The sequence below is a fragment of the Pseudomonas migulae NBRC 103157 genome, from assembly GCF_002091715.1.
Lineage (GTDB): Bacteria > Pseudomonadota > Gammaproteobacteria > Pseudomonadales > Pseudomonadaceae > Aquipseudomonas > Aquipseudomonas migulae_A.
Window position 1 is genome coordinate 63,271 of the sequence record NZ_BDAG01000005.1, and the last position, 20,410, is coordinate 83,680.

General features: G+C 59.9%; 19 protein-coding genes. 5 read left to right on the plus strand and 14 right to left on the minus strand.

Annotated elements, in window-relative coordinates; all coding sequences use genetic code 11:
• The first annotated feature begins 40 nt into the window (after nucleotides 1-40).
• From pqqC to PMI01S_RS05905, 4 genes are read left to right on the plus strand one after another with little or no spacing between them, the layout of a single operon-like run.
• On the plus strand, nucleotides 41-793 hold the full coding sequence (gene pqqC / locus PMI01S_RS05890; RefSeq protein WP_084318407.1) for a pyrroloquinoline-quinone synthase PqqC: 753 nt from the start codon (nucleotides 41-43) through the stop codon (nucleotides 791-793).
• Entirely contained in the window at nucleotides 790-1,065 is a 276-nt protein-coding gene (gene pqqD, locus PMI01S_RS05895; protein ID WP_008024193.1) for a pyrroloquinoline quinone biosynthesis peptide chaperone PqqD, read from the plus strand. Before pqqC ends, pqqD begins: the two co-directional genes overlap by 4 nt.
• Nucleotides 1,037-2,212, plus strand: a complete 1,176-nt coding sequence (pqqE, locus tag PMI01S_RS05900) for a pyrroloquinoline quinone biosynthesis protein PqqE (RefSeq protein WP_084318408.1) — start codon at nucleotides 1,037-1,039, stop codon at nucleotides 2,210-2,212. Before pqqD ends, pqqE begins: the two co-directional genes overlap by 29 nt.
• Nucleotides 2,178-4,004 (plus strand): S9 family peptidase, encoded by a 1,827-nt coding sequence (locus tag PMI01S_RS05905; RefSeq protein WP_084318409.1) that lies wholly within the window; start codon nucleotides 2,178-2,180, stop codon nucleotides 4,002-4,004. Before pqqE ends, PMI01S_RS05905 begins: the two co-directional genes overlap by 35 nt.
• A 155-nt stretch (nucleotides 4,005-4,159) precedes the next feature.
• Here PMI01S_RS05905 and PMI01S_RS05910 read toward each other — a convergent pair whose 3' ends face one another.
• The 4 genes from PMI01S_RS05910 to PMI01S_RS05925 all read right to left on the minus strand — a co-directional run bounded on the left by PMI01S_RS05910 (nucleotide 4,160) and on the right by PMI01S_RS05925 (nucleotide 6,601).
• Entirely contained in the window at nucleotides 4,160-4,318 is a 159-nt protein-coding gene (locus tag PMI01S_RS05910) for a YqaE/Pmp3 family membrane protein (RefSeq protein ID WP_007904205.1), read from the minus strand.
• Nucleotides 4,319-4,400: 82 nt separating this feature from the next.
• Complete coding sequence (locus PMI01S_RS05915; protein ID WP_084318410.1) at nucleotides 4,401-4,721, minus strand: helix-turn-helix domain-containing protein; 321 nt, start codon at nucleotides 4,719-4,721, stop codon at nucleotides 4,401-4,403.
• Nucleotides 4,714-5,070, minus strand: coding sequence for a type II toxin-antitoxin system RelE/ParE family toxin (locus tag PMI01S_RS05920; RefSeq protein ID WP_084318411.1), 357 nt, complete (start codon nucleotides 5,068-5,070; stop codon nucleotides 4,714-4,716). The genes PMI01S_RS05915 and PMI01S_RS05920 overlap by 8 nt, the downstream gene beginning before the upstream one ends.
• Before the next feature lie 247 nt (nucleotides 5,071-5,317).
• Nucleotides 5,318-6,601, minus strand: a complete 1,284-nt coding sequence (locus PMI01S_RS05925; RefSeq protein ID WP_084318412.1) for an aspartate aminotransferase family protein — start codon at nucleotides 6,599-6,601, stop codon at nucleotides 5,318-5,320.
• Between the two features lie 169 nt (nucleotides 6,602-6,770).
• Here PMI01S_RS05925 and PMI01S_RS05930 point away from each other — a divergent pair, with 169 nt between their 5' ends.
• Nucleotides 6,771-7,691 carry a LysR family transcriptional regulator gene (locus tag PMI01S_RS05930; protein WP_084318413.1) on the plus strand — a complete coding sequence of 307 codons (921 nt, stop codon included), beginning with the start codon at nucleotides 6,771-6,773 and terminating at the stop codon, nucleotides 7,689-7,691.
• 227 nt (nucleotides 7,692-7,918) lie between these two features.
• On the opposite strand, the gene PMI01S_RS05935 is transcribed toward PMI01S_RS05930, so the two are convergent.
• From PMI01S_RS05935 to bioB, 10 genes are all read right to left on the minus strand, one after another.
• Nucleotides 7,919-9,697 (minus strand): acyl-CoA dehydrogenase C-terminal domain-containing protein, encoded by a 1,779-nt coding sequence (locus PMI01S_RS05935; RefSeq protein ID WP_084318414.1) that lies wholly within the window; start codon nucleotides 9,695-9,697, stop codon nucleotides 7,919-7,921.
• Nucleotides 9,698-9,945: 248 nt separating this feature from the next.
• A complete protein-coding gene (locus tag PMI01S_RS05940; RefSeq protein WP_084318415.1) occupies nucleotides 9,946-11,742 on the minus strand; it encodes an acyl-CoA dehydrogenase C-terminal domain-containing protein in 1,797 nt (598 codons plus the stop codon).
• A 90-nt stretch (nucleotides 11,743-11,832) separates the two neighbouring features.
• Entirely contained in the window at nucleotides 11,833-13,119 is a 1,287-nt protein-coding gene (locus tag PMI01S_RS05945) for a GGDEF domain-containing protein (protein ID WP_084318416.1), read from the minus strand.
• Nucleotides 13,120-13,318: 199 nt separating this feature from the next.
• Nucleotides 13,319-15,124 (minus strand): phenylacyl-CoA dehydrogenase, encoded by a 1,806-nt coding sequence (locus tag PMI01S_RS05950; protein ID WP_084318417.1) that lies wholly within the window; start codon nucleotides 15,122-15,124, stop codon nucleotides 13,319-13,321.
• 277 nt (nucleotides 15,125-15,401) lie between these two features.
• Complete coding sequence (locus tag PMI01S_RS05955) at nucleotides 15,402-15,698, minus strand: pyrroloquinoline quinone biosynthesis protein PqqE (protein ID WP_084318418.1); 297 nt, start codon at nucleotides 15,696-15,698, stop codon at nucleotides 15,402-15,404.
• A gap of 120 nt (nucleotides 15,699-15,818) precedes the next feature.
• Entirely contained in the window at nucleotides 15,819-16,499 is a 681-nt protein-coding gene (gene bioD, locus PMI01S_RS05960) for a dethiobiotin synthase (protein ID WP_084318419.1), read from the minus strand.
• Nucleotides 16,496-17,320 (minus strand): malonyl-ACP O-methyltransferase BioC, encoded by an 825-nt coding sequence (gene bioC, locus PMI01S_RS05965; RefSeq protein ID WP_084318420.1) that lies wholly within the window; start codon nucleotides 17,318-17,320, stop codon nucleotides 16,496-16,498. The genes bioD and bioC overlap by 4 nt, the downstream gene beginning before the upstream one ends.
• Nucleotides 17,313-18,044 carry an alpha/beta fold hydrolase gene (locus PMI01S_RS05970; RefSeq protein WP_084318421.1) on the minus strand — a complete coding sequence of 244 codons (732 nt, stop codon included), beginning with the start codon at nucleotides 18,042-18,044 and terminating at the stop codon, nucleotides 17,313-17,315. Before PMI01S_RS05970 ends, bioC begins: the two co-directional genes overlap by 8 nt.
• Nucleotides 18,037-19,215: an 8-amino-7-oxononanoate synthase gene (bioF, locus tag PMI01S_RS05975; protein WP_084318422.1), complete on the minus strand. Its 1,179-nt coding sequence runs from the start codon at nucleotides 19,213-19,215 to the stop codon at nucleotides 18,037-18,039. The genes PMI01S_RS05970 and bioF overlap by 8 nt, the downstream gene beginning before the upstream one ends.
• A gap of 116 nt (nucleotides 19,216-19,331) precedes the next feature.
• The gene (gene bioB / locus PMI01S_RS05980; protein ID WP_084318423.1) at nucleotides 19,332-20,387 is read right to left on the minus strand and encodes a biotin synthase BioB; all 1,056 of its coding nucleotides are present in this window, start codon (nucleotides 20,385-20,387) and stop codon (nucleotides 19,332-19,334) included.
• Nucleotides 20,388-20,410: the final 23 nt, after the last annotated feature.

A 20,410-nucleotide genomic window follows, 5' to 3' on the forward strand; every position in this document is an offset into this window, starting at 1 on the left:
AGACACCACAGAATCCAATGGTTGTTCCCGGAGAACAGACATGACAGACACCCCGCTGTCCGCCGCCGAATTCGAAGCGGCCCTGCGCGCCAAGGGCGCCTACTACCACATCCATCACCCTTACCACGTGGCGATGTATGAAGGCCGGGCGACCCGCGAGCAGATCCAGGGCTGGGTTGCCAACCGGTTTTACTATCAGGTGAACATTCCCCTGAAGGACGCCGCCATCCTGGCTAATTGCCCGGACCGCGAGATCCGTCGCGAGTGGATTCAACGTCTGCTCGACCATGACGGCGCCCCCGGTGAAGACGGCGGCATCGAAGCCTGGCTGCGTCTGGGGCAGGCCGTCGGCCTCGATCCGGACCAACTGCGCTCCCAGGAACTGGTGCTGCCCGGCGTACGTTTCGCCGTGGACGCCTATGTCAACTTCGCCCGTCGGGCCAGTTGGCAGGAAGCCGCCAGCAGCTCGCTCACCGAGCTGTTCGCGCCGCAGATCCACCAGTCGCGCCTCGACAGCTGGCCGCAGCATTACCCGTGGATCGACCCGGCCGGTTACGAATATTTCCGCACCCGTCTGGGCCAGGCGCGCCGCGATGTCGAACACGGTCTGGCCATCACGTTGCAGCACTACACGACGCGGGAAGGCCAGGAACGCATGCTGGAAATTCTCCAGTTCAAACTGGACATTCTTTGGAGCATGCTCGATGCCATGAGCATGGCCTACGAACTGAAACGCCCGCCGTATCACAGCGTGACCGAGCAACGGGTCTGGCACAAAGGAATCACCTTATGAGTTTCGATCGCAGCAAGACCCCAACCTGGCGTCCCGGCTACCGCTTTCAGTACGAACCGGCGCAGAAAGGCCATGTGCTGCTGTACCCGGAAGGCATGATCAAACTGAATGAAAGTGCTGCGCTCATCGGCGGTTTAATCGACGGCGAGCGTGATGTCGCAGCGATCATCGCCGAACTCGATGCGCAGTTCCCCGGCGTGCCGGAGCTCGGTGATGACATCGAGCAATTCATGGAGGTCGCCCGTGCTCAGCACTGGATCGAACTTGCCTGATTCCGTGTCGGACAAGTTACCGCCCAAACCGGAAATCGGCCTGCCGCTGTGGTTGCTGGCCGAGCTGACCTATCGCTGTCCGCTGCAATGCCCGTACTGCTCCAATCCGCTGGATTTCGCCGAGCAAGGCAAAGAGTTGAGCACCGAGCAGTGGATCAAGGTGTTCCGCGAAGCGCGGGAAATGGGTGCCGCGCAACTGGGCTTTTCCGGCGGTGAACCGCTGGTGCGCCAGGACCTCGCCGAACTGATTGCCGAGGCGCGCAAGTTGGGTTTCTACACCAACCTGATCACCTCCGGCATCGGCCTCACCGAGCAGAAAATCAGCGATTTCAAGAAAGCCGGCCTGGACCACATCCAGATCAGCTTCCAGGCCAGCGACGAGCAAGTGAACAACTTGCTGGCCGGCTCGAAAAAGGCCTTCGCGCAGAAGCTGGAAATGGCTCGCGCGGTAAAGGCCCATGGCTATCCGATGGTGCTGAATTTCGTCACCCACCGGCACAACATCGACAAGATCGACCGGATCATCGAGCTGTGCATCGCCCTTGAGGCGGACTTCGTCGAGCTCGCCACGTGCCAGTTCTACGGTTGGGCGCAGCTCAATCGGGTCGGTCTGCTGCCGACCAGGGAACAGCTGGTCCGCGCCGAACGCATCACCAACGAATACCGCGCCAAACTGGAAGCTGAAGGGCATCCGTGCAAGCTGATTTTCGTCACGCCGGACTACTACGAAGAACGCCCGAAAGCCTGCATGAATGGCTGGGGCAGTATTTTTCTGACAGTGACACCGGACGGAACCGCCCTGCCCTGTCATGGTGCCCGACAGTTGCCGGTACAGTTTCCCAACGTGCGCGACCACAGCATGCAGCACATCTGGTACGACTCGTTCGGCTTCAACCGCTTTCGCGGTTACGACTGGATGCCCGAGCCGTGCCGCTCCTGCGACGAGAAAGAAAAGGATTTCGGCGGTTGCCGCTGCCAGGCGTTCATGCTCACGGGTGACGCGAGCAATGCCGACCCGGTGTGCAGCAAATCGGAACATCACGGTGTGATTCTCAAGGCCCGCGAAGAAGCCGAGCACGCAACCCAGACCATTGAGCAACTGGCCTTTCGCAATGAACGAAACTCACGACTCATCGCCAAAAGCTGAACCTTTCAGCGCTGCTAAAGCAGTCGCTGCCGGTATCGACTTTGCCGAATTACAGGTGGGCCGACATGGCCTGTTCTGGAATGAATACCGCCCCGAGGACGCCGCTTGCCGCCTCTGGCATTGGCGGGACGGCCAGGCACATTGCCTGACGCCAGCCGGTTTCAGTGTGCGCAGTCGAGTGTACGAATATGGCGGTGGAGCGTTTTGCCTGACAGATGACGGGGTGGTTTTCGTCAACGAGGCGGATCAGCAGCTGTATCGCCAATCGCTGAAGGACGAAACGCCCGAGACGCTGACATCCGGCGAATGCCGCTATGGCGACCTGCAGTTTGCGCATGGGCAGGTTTTGGCGGTTGAAGAGCATCGAGACCGTCATCGTCTGGTGACCATCGATCTGGCGGACGGCGCGCGTCACCTGCTGGTCGAAGGTGCAGACTTTTATGCCGCGCCGACGTTGAGCCCTGACGCTCAACGGTTGGCCTGGATCGAGTGGAGTCGCCCGGACCAGCCATGGACCGCGACTCGCCTGATGGTTGCCGACCGCCAGGGCGACGGCCGTTTCACTCAAGCCCGTTGTGTGGCGGGCGACGCTGTTCAGGAGTCGCTGCAGCAGCCTCGATTCGACGGCAGTGGTCGTCTGTATTGTCTGACGGACCGTGGCGGCTACTGGCAGCCGTGGGTCGAGTCTTCCTATGCTTGGCGCCCGTTGCCCAGCGCTGCGGCTGATCATGGGCCAGCGCCCTGGCAGTTGGGTGGTTGCACTTGGCTGCCCCTCAACGAAAACGCCTATCTGGCCAGCTGGACCGAGGGCGGATTCGGCCGGCTGGGACTTTGCGGTGAAAACCCTGAAGACTTCACCGGGGACTACAGCCGTTTCCGCCATCTCGCACTGGATGACCAATTCATCTACTGCATCGCTGCCTCGCCAGTCAGTTCGTCCGCCGTGATCGCCATCGACCGCAAAACCCGACAGGTCAAGGTGTTGGCCGGGGGAATGGCACCGTTGCCCGCCGAGCAAATCAGCGTCCCGCAAACCTTGCGTTACCCGAGCAGTTCAGGCGAGGCTCACGGTTTCTTCTACCCGGCGATGACGGGCGACACGAAGCCGCCGCTGGTGGTGTTCATCCACGGAGGCCCGACATCGGCGTGCTACCCGATGCTCGATCCGCGCATCCAGTACTGGGCGCAACGCGGTTTCGCCGTGGCCGACCTCAACTACCGTGGCAGCAGCGGCTATGGCCGAGCCTATCGCCAGGCGTTGCATTTGAGTTGGGGAGACGTGGATGTGGAAGATGCCTGCGCGGTGGTCACCCACCTCACCCAGCGCGGCTTGATCGATGGCGACAAGGCGTTTATTCGTGGTGGCAGCGCCGGCGGGTACACCACGCTGTGCGCGTTGGCGTTCAAAAAGGTCTTCCGCGCCGGCGCCAGCCTTTACGGTGTCAGCGATCCCGTTGCCCTCGGCCGTGCGACGCACAAGTTCGAAGGCGATTATCTGGATTGGCTGATCGGCGATCCTGTCACAGACGCCGAGCGCTACGACGCACGAACACCCCTGCTGCATGCGAGCAACATCAGCGTGCCGGTGATTTTCTTTCAGGGTGAACTCGACGCCGTGGTCGTGCCGCAGCAAACCCGCGACATGGTCGAAGCGCTGCAGAAAAACGGCATTCTGGTTGAAGCGCATTACTACGCGGACGAACGTCACGGCTTTCGCAAGGCTGGGAATCAGGCCCATGCGCTGGAGCAGGAGTGGTTGTTTTATCGGCGGGTGATGGATCAGATGGACTGAATCCTGCGCCTTGAGCAGAAATAGCGGCGCCTCATTCGCGAGCAAGCCCGCTCCCACATTTGACCGGGTTCTATCAGAGGAACGCGTTTCCATGTGGGAGCGAGCCGGCTCCGGGCGGCGTTCCGACGAAAGCGATCTAACTTGCGCCGCGAAACTCAGCGCTTGGCGATGATGTACACCGCATGCACGATCCCCGGGATGTAACCGCACAGCGTCAGCAGAATATTCAACCAGAATGCGCCGGCGAAACCGACTTGCAGAAACACACCCAGTGGCGGCAACAGAATGGCGATGATGATGCGAATGAAGTCCATGGGTCAGCTCCTGAGGTGAAGTGAACTCGTGTGAGTCACACCCAATCGACCTGCGCTGTTCGTCAGGGTTCAGTGCGGTTCTTCAGGCGAGTATCTCCAGACCGTGCTTCTGCACGATGCTCAACAACTTCAGGGCCATGCCACTGGGATGTTTGTCCCCAGCTTCCCACTGTTTGACCGTCGACGCGCTGGTGTTCAGATAACGCGCGAATACCGGCTGGCTGACGTTGTTGCGCTCACGCAGCGCTTTGATTTGCGCCGCCGGCATCGCGTCCGGAACGGTGGCAAGACAGGATTCGTCGAATTCGCGCATGGTTGCCTTGCTGATGGCACCGATGGCATACAAGGCGCTAGCGGACTCGTGAATCGACTCAAATACTTCACTTTTGTATTTCTTACTCATGGGGTATCTCCACAAACTCCTTGGTCTCCAGCAAGTACTGGATTTGCATATCTGTCATTGCGCCATAAACCTTGGCTAAAACACGCAATTCAGCCAGCTCTGCAAGGCTGATATTGCTCCGATCTTTCTTGGCAAACAGCAACTGATAGATCCAATACCGACCACCTTTTGCAAAAACAATCGAGCGGTGTCGATTGGCCTTCAGACGCTTTTTCCAGACTCCACCCCCCAGGCTTTCAGCCTGGCCATTGAGCATTTCGGTGAACGCCTCACGAAGCTCATCATCACAAATCCAGGCCTTACCAGCCTGTACCGCAAAACGCTTGGTCTTGAATAACCTGGGTAACATCGGCTTCCCTTCCGCAAAAACATACCACTCAGTGGTATAGAAATCAAAACCATCCCCACGACAACGTCGGGCACCGGCACTCCCTGCCGGCGCCCTCTAAAAGGCCATTGATCCCGCTATTGCTCAAGCCCCGATTGGCATCTGGCAAAACGCAGAGACAAAAAAACACCCCACGTTAAAAGAATCAAACGTGGGGCGATGCGTAATACCGCAAGACGGTTCGGGAATTTGCGTAGGGCGGATCTGATTACACGGCGATCCCTTTCCGGCATTGCAACTGTGCGGTGCGTACGCGGGAAAAGGCACGGGCCAGGCGCAGGAGCATTTCGTCGATGTTGGCCTTGCTCACGGTGAGCGCCGGGGTAAAGCGCAGGCAATCGGCTTGCGGGGCGTCGAGCAGCAACCCTTCGTACATCGCCGCTTTAACGACGGCGTCAGCCGAATCCTCGGACAGCGTAAGCCCCCAGAGCAGCCCTTGTCCGCGTAACTCACCGTGCCCATAGCGATGAGTCAGGCGGGCCAGGCCTTCACGCAGGTGCTGGCCGGTTTCCCGGACATGCTCGAGAACCCCCTTGTCCTGCACGTTATCGAGTACCGCAAGGCCGGCGGCGGTCATCAGTGCATTGCCATGATGGGTGCCCGTCAGCTCGCCAATATCGAAACAGCAAGCCTTGCCCCGCGCCAATAATGCTGCCAGAGGCACGCCACCGCCCAACCCTTTGCCGAGGACAACGATATCTGCACGCACGCCGTAGGATTGTTCCGCGAGCAATGTCCCGAGGCGACCGATACCGGTCTGCACTTCGTCGAAGATCAGCAGAATGCCGAGCTCACGACACAGGCGTTCGACACCTTTGAGGTAAAGCTCGGTGGCGGGGATCACCCCGGCTTCGTTCTGGATCGGTTCGAGCATGATGGCAACGGTCCGGGCATCAACCGCTGCATGCAACGCTGCAAGATCGTTGAACGGCACGTGGCTGAAACCCGGGAGCTGTGGCTCGAAGCGATTGGTCAGAGTGGAACTGTCCGACGCGGGAATCGTCCCGAGACTACGGCCATGACACCCCTTCTTGGCCACGATGATCCGCGAAGCACCGCCGCGATGCCGCTGCCCCCACTTGCGCGCCAGTTTGATCGCCGCTTCACAGGCCTCGCTGCCACTGTTGAGCAAGTATGCCTGATCACTGCCGGTGCTGACGCAGAGCCGCTCGGCGAGGTTGAGCATGCCGCGGTTATGCAGGCCGAAACCGGGGTTGATCAGCGACTGAGCCTGCGCCGTGATCGCATTGACCAGTACAGAAGGGCTATGTCCGAGGCTATTGGCCCCGCTACCCTGGGAAAAATCCAGATAGGCACGGTCGTCGCTGTCCCACAACCAGGAGCCCTGGCCGCGCACAAAAATCTGTTTCGGCCGCTCGACACTGGGCATCAGGCACTCGCTGGAAAGATTGTCACCTCTGGACGGCAGGAAATTGTCCGCAGTCAGGTCATCAAGACTGGGAGCGCTACGCCGTAAATTGAACAGATTCATCCAGAAAAACCTCGCTTGAGGTTTTTTGCCTGACCTATGTAAACAACCTCGGCGTAAACGGTATTCATCGCGCTCTATGGCCCTGTAAGCCTTGTGAATGCGGTTAGACTAGGCTCAGAGCAGGCTTCGGGCCATTTCGATTTTTCAGCATTTTCAATAAGCAAAACTTATGGATTTCAAACAACTGCGTTATTTCGTCGCGGTCTACGAAGAGGGCCATGTCGGCCGGGCCGCCGAGCGACTTTCAATCTCTCAGCCGGCACTGTCCCAACAGATCCGCCACCTCGAACAAAACCTTGATGTCAGCCTGTTCGAGCGCAGCAGCAAACGCCTGCTGCCTACCCTGGCCGCCCATACGTTGTACAACCACGCCCTGCCCTTGCTGGATGGTTTGCAACGGGCCCGTGAAGCGCTGGGCAATTTCAAGGGACAAGCGCTGCGCACGTTGGCCATTGGCGTGTTGCAGACGGTCCACACCAGTCTTGTGCCGCAAATGCTCGAGCGCGTGCGCAAGGCGCAACCGCACTTGGTGGTGCAGATCTATGAACTGACCGGGTTGGAGATCGAGCGGCGGTTGCTTAACGGTGCTCTGGACATCGGCATCAGTTACCTGCCGCCCCGACAGCCTGGGCTGCACGGCGTGATGCTGTACGAAGATGAACTGACGCTCGTCATCCCGGCGGATCACCCGTTGCGCGAATTCAAGAAAGTCTCCATGAGTCAGGCTGCCGAGTTGCCGATGTTGCTGCTGGGTGAAGAATTTCAGGTGCGGCAGATCTGGCAAACGCAACTGGCCAACCTGGGGCGGCGCCCGCAAGTGCAGGCGGAACTGAACAATATGGCGGGGATTCTCGACAGTCTGCCCCACACCCGACTGGCGACAGTGCTTCCTGGCCGCTCGCAGAAAGCGCTCGGCAACCATGAACTGCTCTGGAAACCGCTGACCGAACCACGGGTGCCGCTGAAAGTCGGGCTGGTGTGTCGGGATGTGCAGCGGCAACAAGCCTCGCTGGCCTTGTTGCGAACCTTGCTGGAAGAAGTGATGAACGCACCGGATGAACGCTCGGCAACCCTGGATGGGCTGAGCTGACTACTTTTCTGCGGGCAAAAGAAAACCCCGCCGAAGCGGGGCTTTGCAGACTGTTTCCCTGACATCCATTTCACTCCGCCGTCCTGGCAGAATCCTACGTGTCCGTGTTGTTACTTTGCGCTTCCTGCGCGACGTCCATGAGAAGTAGATTAGCTGTGGATCCAATCTCCATCTATGGGAGAAAAGCAGCACGTCATGTAAGCGAATGCTTACATGACGTTACATCCTCAGAACTGCGCTGCGTCCAGCAGGAATAGCGATTCGCTACCGGCCTTCACCGACGCGCTCAACGAGTGAATACGCGGCAGCAGGCGTGCAAAATAGAACCGCGCGGTGCCCAGTTTGCTCGCGTAGAAATCGTCCTGCGCTTCTTTGCCCAAGGCCGCCTTGGCCATGAGTGCCCACATGTAGGCGTAGGCCACATAACCGAAGGTTTGCAGATACTCGACCGAGGCCGCGCCGATTTCGTTCGGGTTGTTTTTTGCTCGGTCCAGCAACCATGCGGTCAATTCGTCGAGGGTGGTCACGGCATCGTTCAGCGGCTGGGTGAACTCGGCCAGGTCAGCGCTGGCAGTCGCGGTGAAATGACGAATCTCGTCGGCGAACAGATTGTAGAACGCTCCGCCGCTGCCGACGATCTTGCGCCCTACAAGGTCCAGCGCCTGAATGCCGTTGGTGCCTTCGTAAATCTGGGTGATGCGCACGTCGCGAACCAGTTGTTCCTGGCCCCACTCACGAATGTAACCGTGGCCGCCGAAAACCTGCTGGCCGTGAATGGTGGTTTCCAGGCCGAGGTCCGTCAGGAACGCCTTGGCTACCGGGGTCAACAACGCCACCAGGTCTTCCGCGCGCTTGCGGGTGGTCGCGTCTTCGCTGAACTTGGCGGTGTCCAGTTGCATGGCCACGTACGTCGAAAACGCACGGCCGCCTTCGTTCGAGGCTTTCATGGTCAGCAGCATGCGACGCACGTCCGGGTGGACGATGATCGGGTCAGCCACTTTGTCTTTGTTCTGCGCGCCAGTCGGCGAACGGCTTTGCAGACGGTCGCGGGCGTATTCGATGGCGTTCTGGTAAGAGCGCTCGCCAGAGGCCAGGCCCTGGATGCCGACGCCCAGACGTTCGTAGTTCATCATGGTGAACATCGCCGCCAGGCCTTTGTTCGGCTCGCCGACCAGATAGCCCACGGCTTCATCGAAGTTCATCACGCAGGTCGCGGACGCCTGAATACCCATCTTGTGTTCGATCGAACCGCAAGTCGCCGGGTTGCGCGCGCCCAGGCTGCCATCGGCATTGACCATGAACTTCGGCACCAGGAACAACGAAATGCCTTTCGGCCCCGCCGGCGCGTCCGGCAGTTTGGCCAACACCAGGTGGATGATGTTCTCGGTCAGGTCGTGTTCGCCGCCAGTGATGAAAATCTTGGTGCCGCTGACTTTGTAGGAACCGTCGGCCTGAGGTTCGGCCTTGGTGCGGATGATCCCCAGGTCTGTGCCGGCGTGCGGCTCGGTCAGGCACATCGAGCCGGCCCAGACGCCGGCGTACATGTTCGGCAGGTAGGCCGCTTTCAGCTCGTCGCTGGCGTGAGCGTTGATCGACAGGCAAGCACCGGCAGTCAACATCGGGTACAGACCGAACGACAGGCTCGCGGAGTTGACCATTTCTTCGACCTGAGCCGAAACCGCCTTGGGCATGCCCATGCCGCCGTAGGTCGGATCGCCACCAACGCCAACCCAACCGCCTTCGGCGTAAGTCTGATAAGCCTGTGGGAAACCTGCCGGCGTGGTGACAGCACCGTCCGCCCAATGGCAACCTTCTTCGTCAGCGGCACGGCTCAGAGGCGCGATGCTTTTGCTGGTGACCTTGCCGGCTTCTTCAAGAATGGCTTCAACGGTTTCCGCATCGACGGTCTCGGCCAGCGCAGGCAACTCGGCCCAGAGTTTGGCGACCTCGAATACTTCATTGAGGACGAAGCGCATATCGCGCAGGGGCGCTTTGTAGTCAGCCATGGCAAACCTCGCAGGATCTTTACAGGTGATTCGTAGGAAGAGTTTTCGTTGGGTCCGAGTGTAACCCAACAACTTTTGCGACACATAGGGTCAGGCTATGACCGTTTTGTAATTTTTGGTCATTGCATTTTTGTGTCTGCCAGAACGCCTTCGCGGGCAAGCCTCGCTCCTACAGGGTTTGCGCCATTTCGATTGGGTGCATGACCTGTAGGAGCGAGGCTTGCCCGCGAAGCTTTTAAACGTAACCGTTACAGCGCAAACAACTCAGCCGGCAGCTTCATCAGGCAATCGCTGCCCGCTTCGATGGCTGCGCGATGAGCGGCAGTGCGTGGCAGCAAGCGCTTGAAGTAAAACTCGCTGGTCGCCAGTTTGGCCCGGCAGTAATCGGCATCGCCGTTGTCCGCATCCAGTTGTGACTGAGCCACCAGCGCCATGCGCAGCCACAAGTAACCAAGGATGATGTAACCGCTGTACATCAGGTAATCCACCGACGCGGCGCCCACTTCGTCCGGATTCTTCATCGCGGCCATGCCGATCTGGGTCGTCAACTCGCCCCACTGCTGATTCAACCCATTGAGTTGCGCCACATAACTGGCGAGTTGCGGATGCCCGGCGTTCGCCGCGCAAAACTTATGAACGATTTTGGTAAAGCCGCGCAGCAGTTTTCCTTGGCTGCCAAGCACCTTGCGCCCCAGCAAATCCAGCGCCTGGATGCCGTTGGTGCCTTCGTAGATCGGTGCGATCCGGCAATCGCGAACCAGTTGCTCCATGCCCCACTCACGAATGAAACCGTGACCGCCAAACACCTGCATGCCGAGGTTGGTCACCTCCAGCCCGGTGTCGGTCATGAAGGCTTTGCAGATCGGCGTCAGGAAAGCCAACAGGTCTTCGGCGTCCTGCCGCGCGGTTTCATCCGGGCTCAGGTGCGCAGCGTCCAGCAATTGCGCGGTGAAGTATGTCAGTGCGCGATTGCCTTCGTTGAAGGCTTTCATGGTCAGCAACATCCGCCGCACATCGGGGTGAACGATGATCGGGTCGGCAACTTTTTCCGGCGCTTTCGGGCCGGTCAGCGAGCGCATCTGCAGACGGTCGTTGGCGTACTTGATTGCGCCCTGGAAGCTCGCTTCACCCAGACACAACCCCTGCATCCCGGTGCCGAGGCGCGCATGGTTCATCATGGTGAACATGCAGTTCAGGCCCTTGTTCGGCTCGCCGATCAGGAAGCCCTTGGCCTCGTCGAAGTTCAGCACACAGGTGGCCGAAGCCTTGATGCCCATCTTGTGCTCGATCGAGCCGCAGGAAACGCCGTTGCGCTCTCCTGCTTCGCCTTCTGCATTGGGCAGGAACTTGGGAACGATGAACAACGAAATGCCCTTGGTTCCTGCAGGCGCATCCGGCAGTTTCGCCAGCACCAGATGAATGATGTTGTCGCTCATGTCGTGTTCGCCGGCGGAGATGAAGATCTTGCTGCCGGAAATGGCGTAACTGCCGTCCGCCGCAGGCACTGCACGGGTCTTGATGATGCCCAGATCGGTGCCGCAATGGGCTTCGGTCAGGCACATGGTGCCGGTCCACTGACCCGCGGTGAGTTTGCTCAGGTAGGTGTTTTTCTGTTCGTCGGTGCCATGGGCGTGAATGGCCGACATCGCACCGTGGGTCAGGCCGGGGTACATGCCCCAGGAAGTGTTGCTGGAACCGACCATCTCGCTGATGACCAGCCCCAGTGAACTCGGCAAGCCTTGGCCGCCGTAAGCGGGATCAGCCGCCAGACCATGCCAGCCACCTTCCACGTATTGTGCGAAGGCTTGCTTGAAGCCTGCAGGCGTTGTCACCACGCCATTGTCGAAATGACAGCCTTCTTCATCGCCGCTGCGATTGAGCGGTGCCAGCACGTTCTCGCAGAATTTCGCACCTTCTTCGAGGATCGCATTGACCATGTCCGGGCTGGCCTCGGTGGCCCCCAGCGCCGCGTAGTTGCTGTGAAAGTCGAAGACGTGGTCGATCAGAAAGCGCATGTCGCGCAGGGGAGCTTTGTACTCGGGCATGGTCATTTCTCCGGCAGCAGATGCCTTAAACCTACTGCCGCCGACCACGCCTCACAATCACAGTCCAGACGCTGAATGCGCCGTCATCACTCAACCCGGAGCCGCCTCGCGCACAGCGCCACGACGATTCTGACCGTAAGCCACCACACAGTTTCGCCCGGCACCTTTGGCAGCGTAGAGCGCCTCATCGGCAGACTTGAGCACTTTTTCAGGATTACGTTGGTCCACCCGTTCGGCAACGCCGATGCTGACGGTGACCGAGACACTCGTGGCCGCAGAACCGGAACGACGCTGACGCCCCTGCTGGTCGTCCTGAGGACGGTTGTCCTGATTACGCAGATGGATGTTGTAGGTCGCAATGGATTCACGGATTACTTCCAGGTGCGGCATGCACTCCTCAAGCGTCTTGCCCGCGAACACCAGTGCAAACTCCTCTCCGCCATAGCGATAAGCCCTACCGCCACCGCCGATTTTCGACAGTTTGCTGGCAACCAGGCGCAGCACCTGATCGCCGACGTCGTGACCATGGGTGTCGTTGAATTTCTTGAAGTGGTCGACGTCGCTCATGGCCAATACGTAATTGCGCCCCAGGCGCTGCATGCGTTCGTTCAAGGCGCGACGCCCCGGCAGACCGGTCAGCTCGTCACGGAAGGCCATTTGATAGGCTTCATGGGCGACCGCCGCCGCAATCATCAGCATCACCTGGCTGCACATGATGTTGAGGGTAAACGGCAGGATGAAGGTTTTCGGCAGCGCCCAGAACAACCCGAGCAAACCCACCAACTGTGCGGCATGCAACGGTCTCGGATTACGCCAGTATTGCCAGCTCAGCAGCAGGAACGAAGCGATGAACACCGGATAGGACAGCTGGATCAGGCTCATCCAGGCGCCATGCAGGGCAGGCCAGCGGATTTCCGACAGCCACATCAGCAATGCCTGTGGGTAACTTTGCTCCAGCCCCAATGCCACACTCCCGACCGCCAGCAACACCGCGAAACGGGCGATCATGTCCTGGAACAGATGGGTGCGTTCCTGCCACGCTGCGAACACACCAAACATCAGCGGAAGCAGCAGACAGCACAGGTGAAACACCACAGCGGCGTCTTCGCGCACCTTGCCGTTGTCGCGGTAATAGTCGGTCTGGGTGTCGAGCAGGTAGTAGGCGATGTACACCGTGACCATCAGAAACAGCTCGCGCTGACGTCGGTAAACCGCGCAGTAAGCACCGCCGAGCAACAAAACGAGGGTGGGCAACACGTTGAACAGTGACGTGAAGAAGACGTTCAGGTCCTTGACGTAGGCAGCCGCCAGCCCCGCAATCAACAGCAGAAGTGACGGTAGGAAATGACTGAAACGTACAGCGGAAGAACGCGGCAAGGGTAAAGCTCCGACCCGGCAAACTGAGATGGCATTGTGCCCACTCATCGAACGACATGTCACATCGCCATCCTCTTTAACGGCAGCAAAGTCGTTCTTCTTAGCGTTTTAGTCAGGAATATTTACGCGCGTAAATCGCCCACAAAAAAGCCGCTGTCCCCGAAGGAAACAGCGGCTTCATGAAGCGACAGCCCGGGACTTAGTAGCCCAGTGCGAAGTCTTCTTCTTTCATGTCCATCAGGTTGTTGGCGCCCGACAGCATGGTTGCAACGTGAGTGCGAGTACGCGGCAGGATGCGCTGGAAGTAGAAGCGCGCGGTCTGCAGCTTGGCGGTGTAGAACGCCGCTTCGGTGGTGCCGGCCGCCAGTTTCTCGGCTGCCAGGCGCGCCATGTCAGCCCAGAAGTAGGCCAGGCAGGCATAACCGGAGTACATCAGGTAATCCACGGAGGCCGCGCCGACTTCTTCGCGATCTTTCATGGCGGCCATACCGACCTTCATGGTCAGCTCGCCCCATTCCTTGTTCAGTGCAGCCAGTGGCGCGACGAACTCTTGAACGGCTTCGTTGCCTTCGTTGGTCTGGCAGAACTTGTGGACGATCTTGGTGAAGCCTTTCAGAGCCTCGCCTTGGGTCATCAGCACTTTACGGCCCAGCAGGTCGAGTGCCTGGATACCGGTGGTGCCTTCGTACAGCATCGAAATGCGGCTATCGCGAACGTTCTGCTCCATGCCCCACTCGGCGATGAAGCCGTGGCCGCCGTAGATTTGCACGCCGTGGTTGGCGGATTCGAAACCGACTTCGGTCATGAAGGCTTTGGCGATTGGCGTCATGAACGCCAGCAGTGCGTCGGCTTTCTTCTTCTCTTCTTCGTCCACGCCGTACTTGACGATGTCGACTTGCTTGGCAGTGAAGTAAACCATCGCGCGGTTGCCTTCGGCGAACGCTTTCATGGTCAACAGCATGCGACGAACATCAGGGTGCACGATGATCGGGTCAGCGGCTTTTTCCGGCGCTTTCGGGCCAGTCAGGGAACGCATTTGCAGACGATCGCGAGCGTATTTCAGGCCGCCCTGGAAGCCGATCTCGGCGTGGGCCAGACCTTGCAGCGCGGTGCCCAGACGTGCGGTGTTCATGAAGGTGAACATGCAGTTCAGGCCTTTGTTCGCCGGGCCGATCAGGAAACCGGTGGCCGCGTCGAAGTTCATCACGCAGGTGGCGTTACCGTGGATGCCCATTTTGTGTTCCAGGGAACCACAGGACACGGCGTTTCGCGCACCGATCGAACCGTCTTCGTTCGGCAGGAACTTCGGAACGATGAACAGCGAGATGCCTTTGGTGCCAGCCGGTGCATCCGGCAGGCGGGCCAGCACGATGTGGACGATGTTGTCGGCCATGTCGTGTTCGCCGGCCGAGATGAAGATCTTGGTGCCGGAGACTTTGTAGGAACCGTCGGCCTGAGGTTCAGCCTTGGTGCGCAGCATGCCCAGGTCGGTGCCGCAGTGCGGTTCGGTCAGGCACATGGTGCCGGTCCATTCGCCGGACACCAGCTTGGTCAGGTAAGCCTCTTGCTGCTCAGGCGTGCCGTGCTCGGAAATGGTGTTCATCGCGCCATGGGACAAGCCTGGGTACATGCCCCACGACCAGTTGGCCTCGCCGACCATTTCGCTGACTGCCAGGCCCAGAGACTCTGGCAGGCCTTGGCCGCCGTGCTCTACGTCGTGCGCCAGGCTTGGCCAGCCGCCTTCAACGAATTGCTTGTAGGCTTCTTTGAAACCGGTCGGGGTTTTAACGCCGGACTCGCTCCAGGTGCAGCCTTCGGTGTCACCCACGCGGTTCAGCGGAGCCAGCACCTGCTCACAAAACTTGGCGCCTTCTTCGAGAATGGCGTCAACCATGTCCGGAGTTGCGTCTGCACAAGCCGGAAGGCTCTGATAGTGCGCTTCGTAGCCGAGCAGTTCGTCACGAACGAAGCGAATATCACGCAAGGGGGCCTTGTAGTCAGGCATAGCGATAAACCTCTGCTGATGTAACCGGGAATGAACGACCGTGGTGATTTGTTGTAACGGTCAAACAGTTGTTTGAAACATACGTTTACGCCCAAATCTTGTCAAGCGTCGATCTTTTGCCGTTCGTCATCGCTCGACGCAAATCCCGGACGTACGACCACACTGCGCCGTTGCCCAGGCAACACGCCGTACAAGAAAGTTTAGTTTGGGGAGAAGGACTTACACACGAAAACGCCGCGAGAGGTCGCGGCGTTGGATGTACTGATTCAGCGGATGATCAGGCGAACGTATCGATCAACGTACCAAGCATTTCATCGGAAGCCTTGGCGACTTTGACGCCTGCCTCGACCTGAAACCTGCCCTGCTCCATCTCGACCATGTTGCTGGCCAGGTCCGACTGCTGGCTACGATCGACCGAACGCAGGCGATCGACCTGAACCTCGGAAGACTGACTGGTCACCGAGCGCTCGATTGTAGTGTTGGCGATCTGCCCGGAAGCCTGATCGACACGGTTCTGCCCTGTCTGAATAGTGCTCAGACCGGCATAAAAAGCGGTACTTCCTGAGATTTCCATGGGAGAACTCGTCCTGGAAAGGATCAACAGCGGGCATTGAAACAGACGCACGCGCAAAACACCCGACAAAAACACTAATGGCACAGTGCCTTGTCATAGGTAAAACCATTGCTTGAATGATCAGTCCAGCAAATCCAGCTGAAGGTGTTCCGCCACCGCCTCCGCTGTCACCAGCTTTAGTTTCGGCACTCGCCCCAGACATGGCGCAGGAATCCGCTCGGCAAGCGTGGCAAGGTTTTCTTCAAGGCGCGCCGTCTTGGCATCGATGATGTTGGCCACCCAACCCGCCAGTTGCAAACCGTCCTGCGCAATTGCCTCGGCTGTCAGCAACGCATGGTTAATGCAACCCAACCGCACGCCGACCACCAGAATCACCGGCAGATTCAGCGCCATGGCCAGGTCCGACAGGTTGTCCTGATCCGCCAGCGGCACGCGCCAGCCACCGGCGCCTTCGATCAGGGTGAAATCCGCCTGCATCTCCAGAATCTTCTGCATCGGTGCCAACAAGGATTGCACCGTCAACGCCACGCCCGCCTCGCGTGCCGCCAGATGCGGTGCGATTGCCGGTTCGAACGCCACCGGATTGACCTGTGCATACGTCAGCGGCACCGAGCATTCCGCCAGCAACGCCAACGCATCGGCGTTGCGCAAACCCTTGGGCGTCACGTCGCAACCTGAAGCAACCGGTTTCCCCGCCGCCGTACTCAGGCCCGCCGACCGTGCGGCATGCAGCAAGCCCGCCGCCACAGTGGTCTTGCCGACATCGGTGTCAGTGCCGGTGATGAAATACGCTGCGCTCATAAGGGTTTCTCCAAAACGGCATACACCACTTGATAAGTCGCCGGCAGGCCTTCGGCCTGACGAAACTGTTCGTAAGCCTCGACCAGGCCGAGAATCCGCGCCCGGCCGGTCAAACCGCCCGGCCGTCCGGGATTCAGGTTGTGCGCACCCAGCGCCTTGAGTTCGTGAGTCAGGCTGCGCACATCCGGGTAATGCAGCACGTGAGGACGGGTTTGCAGACTTGCGACCTTCAAGCCGCTGGCCGCGCACAGCTGTTGATAAACCCCGAACTCGCGGAAGCGGTTGACGTGCACCATGCCATCCACCTGCCGCCAACTGTCACGCAGCTCAAACAGCGTGCCCACGCACAGACTAGCAAATGCAAACTTTCCGCCAGGTTTCAGCACACGATGGGCTTCACTGAGCACCGAAGCGAAGTCCGCGCACCACTGCACCGCCAGACTGGAGAAGATCAGGTCGCACGTCGAATCCTGCAAGGGCAGTCGTTCTGCATCGCCGGCGATGAAATATGTGGCCCCACCCAACGGGCGCGCGTGATTGAGCATGCCTTCGGCGATGTCCAGCGCCACGCCGTGACCGACAGGAAAACGCTCACCCAGCACACGACTGAAATGCCCGGTGCCACAGCCCAGGTCCAGCCAGCGACCCGGCACGAAATCACCCGGCAAACGGCTTAACAACTGGCTGCCGACATCACGCTGCAATTCGGCGACGCTGTCATAGCTGGCCGCCGCGCGGGAAAAGGACGCAGCCACCTGGCGCTTGTCCGGCAAGCCGCCGGACTGCTTTGGATGGGGAAGCGGGAGAGATAAGTCAGTCATCACCGCACTCATGCAAAAAGGCCTGGATCGCCCCCGCCACACCGTGAGGGTCTTCCAGAAGAAACGCGTGGCCGGCCTGTTCAATCAGGCCGATTTCGACGTCCGGCAGCAACGCCAGCAAATCCCCCGCCGCTTCGGCCGGCACCAGCCCGTCGAGACCGGCGAACAAATGCAGTTGCGGGCCGCGGAATGCTTGCAACGCCTGACGGGTATCCAGTTGCGCAAGCAGCTCCAGGCCGCTCATCAATACCGAAGCAGAGGTGTGGGGCGCGCCACCAAGCAGTAACCGAGACAACCCGCGCGGGTCTTCAGCGCCTTGAGCGCAGAGCAGCGAAAAGCGCTTCAGCGTCATGCGCGGATCGGCACTGCATCCGGCCAGAAACGCGTCGAACGTCTCGCCGGGCATCGCGCTCGGCCATTGCTCATGGGCGACAAACGAAGGATTGCTCGCCAACGTCAGCAAGCCGCAGCACCGATCGCCGCGTCGGGCCGCCAACTCGGAAGCGAGCATGCCGCCGAGGGACCAGCCGCCGAGCCAGGCGTCCTGAGGCACGGTGGAGTCGAGTTCGTCGAGCCATTCTTCAAGGTCGCCGGATTCCAGCTCCGGCAGCGGCTCGATCTCGACACGCAGGTGTTCGTCCAGCCCTTGCAATGCGGCCGCCAGAGGCTCCAGAGGCGAAATCCCGAGGCCCCAGCCAGGTAGCAGAATCAGACGATCACGCATGGCTTGGCTCCGGTCCCAGTTGTGCAAAACAATCGGCCAGTCCATTTAACAATAGCTGCACCTGCGCCTCGCTGTGCGCGGCGGTCAGGGTCACACGAAGTCGGGCGCTGCCGGCGGGCACGGTCGGTGGGCGGATCGCGGTCACCATCAATCCACGTTCGCGCAGCATTTGCGACAGGCGCACCGCACGCCCGGCATCGCCGATCATGATCGGCTGGATCGGCGTGAAGCTGTCCATCAACTCCAGGCCGATCTGCTCGGCGCCTTGCCGGAACTGACTAATCAGGATGTTCAGATGTTCACGACGCCAGTGCTCGGTGCGCAGCAGTTCCAGGCTTTTCAGCGTCGCGCAGGCCAGGGCAGGCGGTTGGCTGGTGGTGTAAATGTACGGACGAGCGAACTGGATCAAACTCTCGATCAGTTCTTCGCTGCCGGCAACAAAGGCGCCAGCAGTGCCGAAAGCTTTGCCGAGGGTGCCCACCAGCACCGGCACGTCTTCCTGGCTCAGGCCGAAATGCTCGACGATCCCGCCACCGTTGGCGCCCAGCGGACCAAAACCGTGCGCATCATCGACCATCAGCCACGCGCCTTTGGCCTTCGCTTCCCGGGCCAATGCCGGCAGGTCGGCGATGTCGCCGTCCATGCTGAACACGCCGTCGGTGACCACCAGCGTATTGCCGGTGGCCTTCTCGAGACGATTGGCCAGACTCGCCGCGTCGTTGTGCAGATAACGATTGAAACGCGCACCTGACAACAGACCGGCATCGAGCAACGAGGCGTGATTGAGGCGGTCTTCGAGCACCGTATCGCCCTGCCCCACCAACGCGGTCACCGCGCCAAGGTTGGCCATGTAACCAGTGGTAAACAGCAGCGCACGAGGGCGGCCAGTCAAGTCAGCCAACGCCTCTTCCAGCTCATGATGTGGCGTGCTGTGGCCAATGACCAAATGCGAAGCGCCGCCACCGACGCCCCAACGGGACGCTCCGGCGCGCCAGGCCTCGATCACTTGCGGATGATTGGCCAGGCCCAGGTAGTCATTGTTGCAGAACGCCAGCAACGGCTGGCCATCGACCACCACTTCCGGGCCTTGAGGGCTTTCGAGCAATGGACGTTGGCGGTAGAGATTTTCGGCACGACGGGCAGCAAGGCGTGCGGCGAGATCGAAAGACATGCAGGCCTCAAAGGTCAGATTTGTAGGAGCCGGCTTGCTGGCGATGGCATCACCGCGGTCTGTCTGAACAACCGAGGAGATGCCATCGCCAGCAAGCCGGCTCCTACAGGTGTTGATCAAACAGCAGCGTTGTAAAACTGCTCGCTGCTCTTCTGCTCCACCAGCGCCTGTTCGATAGCCGCCTGATGCACTTCATCGGCGTGCTCTTCACGCGCTTCCGGCAGGATCCCCAGGCGTGAGAACAGTTGCATGTCCTTGTCAGCCTGCGGGTTGGCGGTGGTCAGCAGTTTTTCGCCGTAGAAAATCGAGTTCGCGCCGGCAAAGAACGCCAGGGCCTGCATCTGCTCATTCATCGCTTCGCGGCCGGCGGACAGGCGCACGTGGGATTGCGGCATCAGGATGCGCGCGACGGCGAGCATGCGGATGAAATCGAACGGGTCGATGTCTTCGGCGTTTTCCAGCGGCGTACCGGCGACTTTCACCAGCATGTTGATCGGCACCGATTCCGGGTGCTCCGGCAGGTTGGCGAGCTGGATCAGCAGGTTGGCACGGTCATCGAGGGACTCGCCCATGCCGAGGATGCCGCCGGAGCAGATCTTCATCCCCGAATCACGCACGTAGGCCAGGGTCTGCAGGCGCTCGCTGTAGGTGCGGGTAGTGATGATGCTGCCGTAGAACTCGGGCGAGGTGTCGAGGTTGTGGTTGTAGTAATCGAGCCCGGCCTTGGCCAGCGCTTCGGTCTGGTCCTGATCCAGACGGCCGAGGGTCATGCAGGTTTCCAGGCCCATGGCTTTCACGCCCTTGACCATCTCCAGCACGTACGGCATGTCTTTGGCAGACGGGTGTTTCCACGCCGCGCCCATGCAGAAACGGGTCGAACCGATGGCCTTGGCGCGGGCAGCCTCTTCGAGGACCTTCTGCACTTCCATCAGTTTTTCTTTTTCCAGGCCGGTGTTGTAGTGACCGGACTGCGGACAATATTTGCAATCTTCCGGGCAGGCGCCGGTCTTGATCGAAAGCAGCGTGGAAACCTGGACGCGGTTGGCGTCGAAATGGGCGCGGTGCACGGTCTGCGCCTGGAACAGCAGGTCGTTGAATGGCTGAACGAAGAGTGCTTTGACTTCGGCCAAAGACCAGTCATGACGCAGAGTTGCAGAGGTGCTGGCGCTCATGGGTGTTTCCTTGATTATGCTTG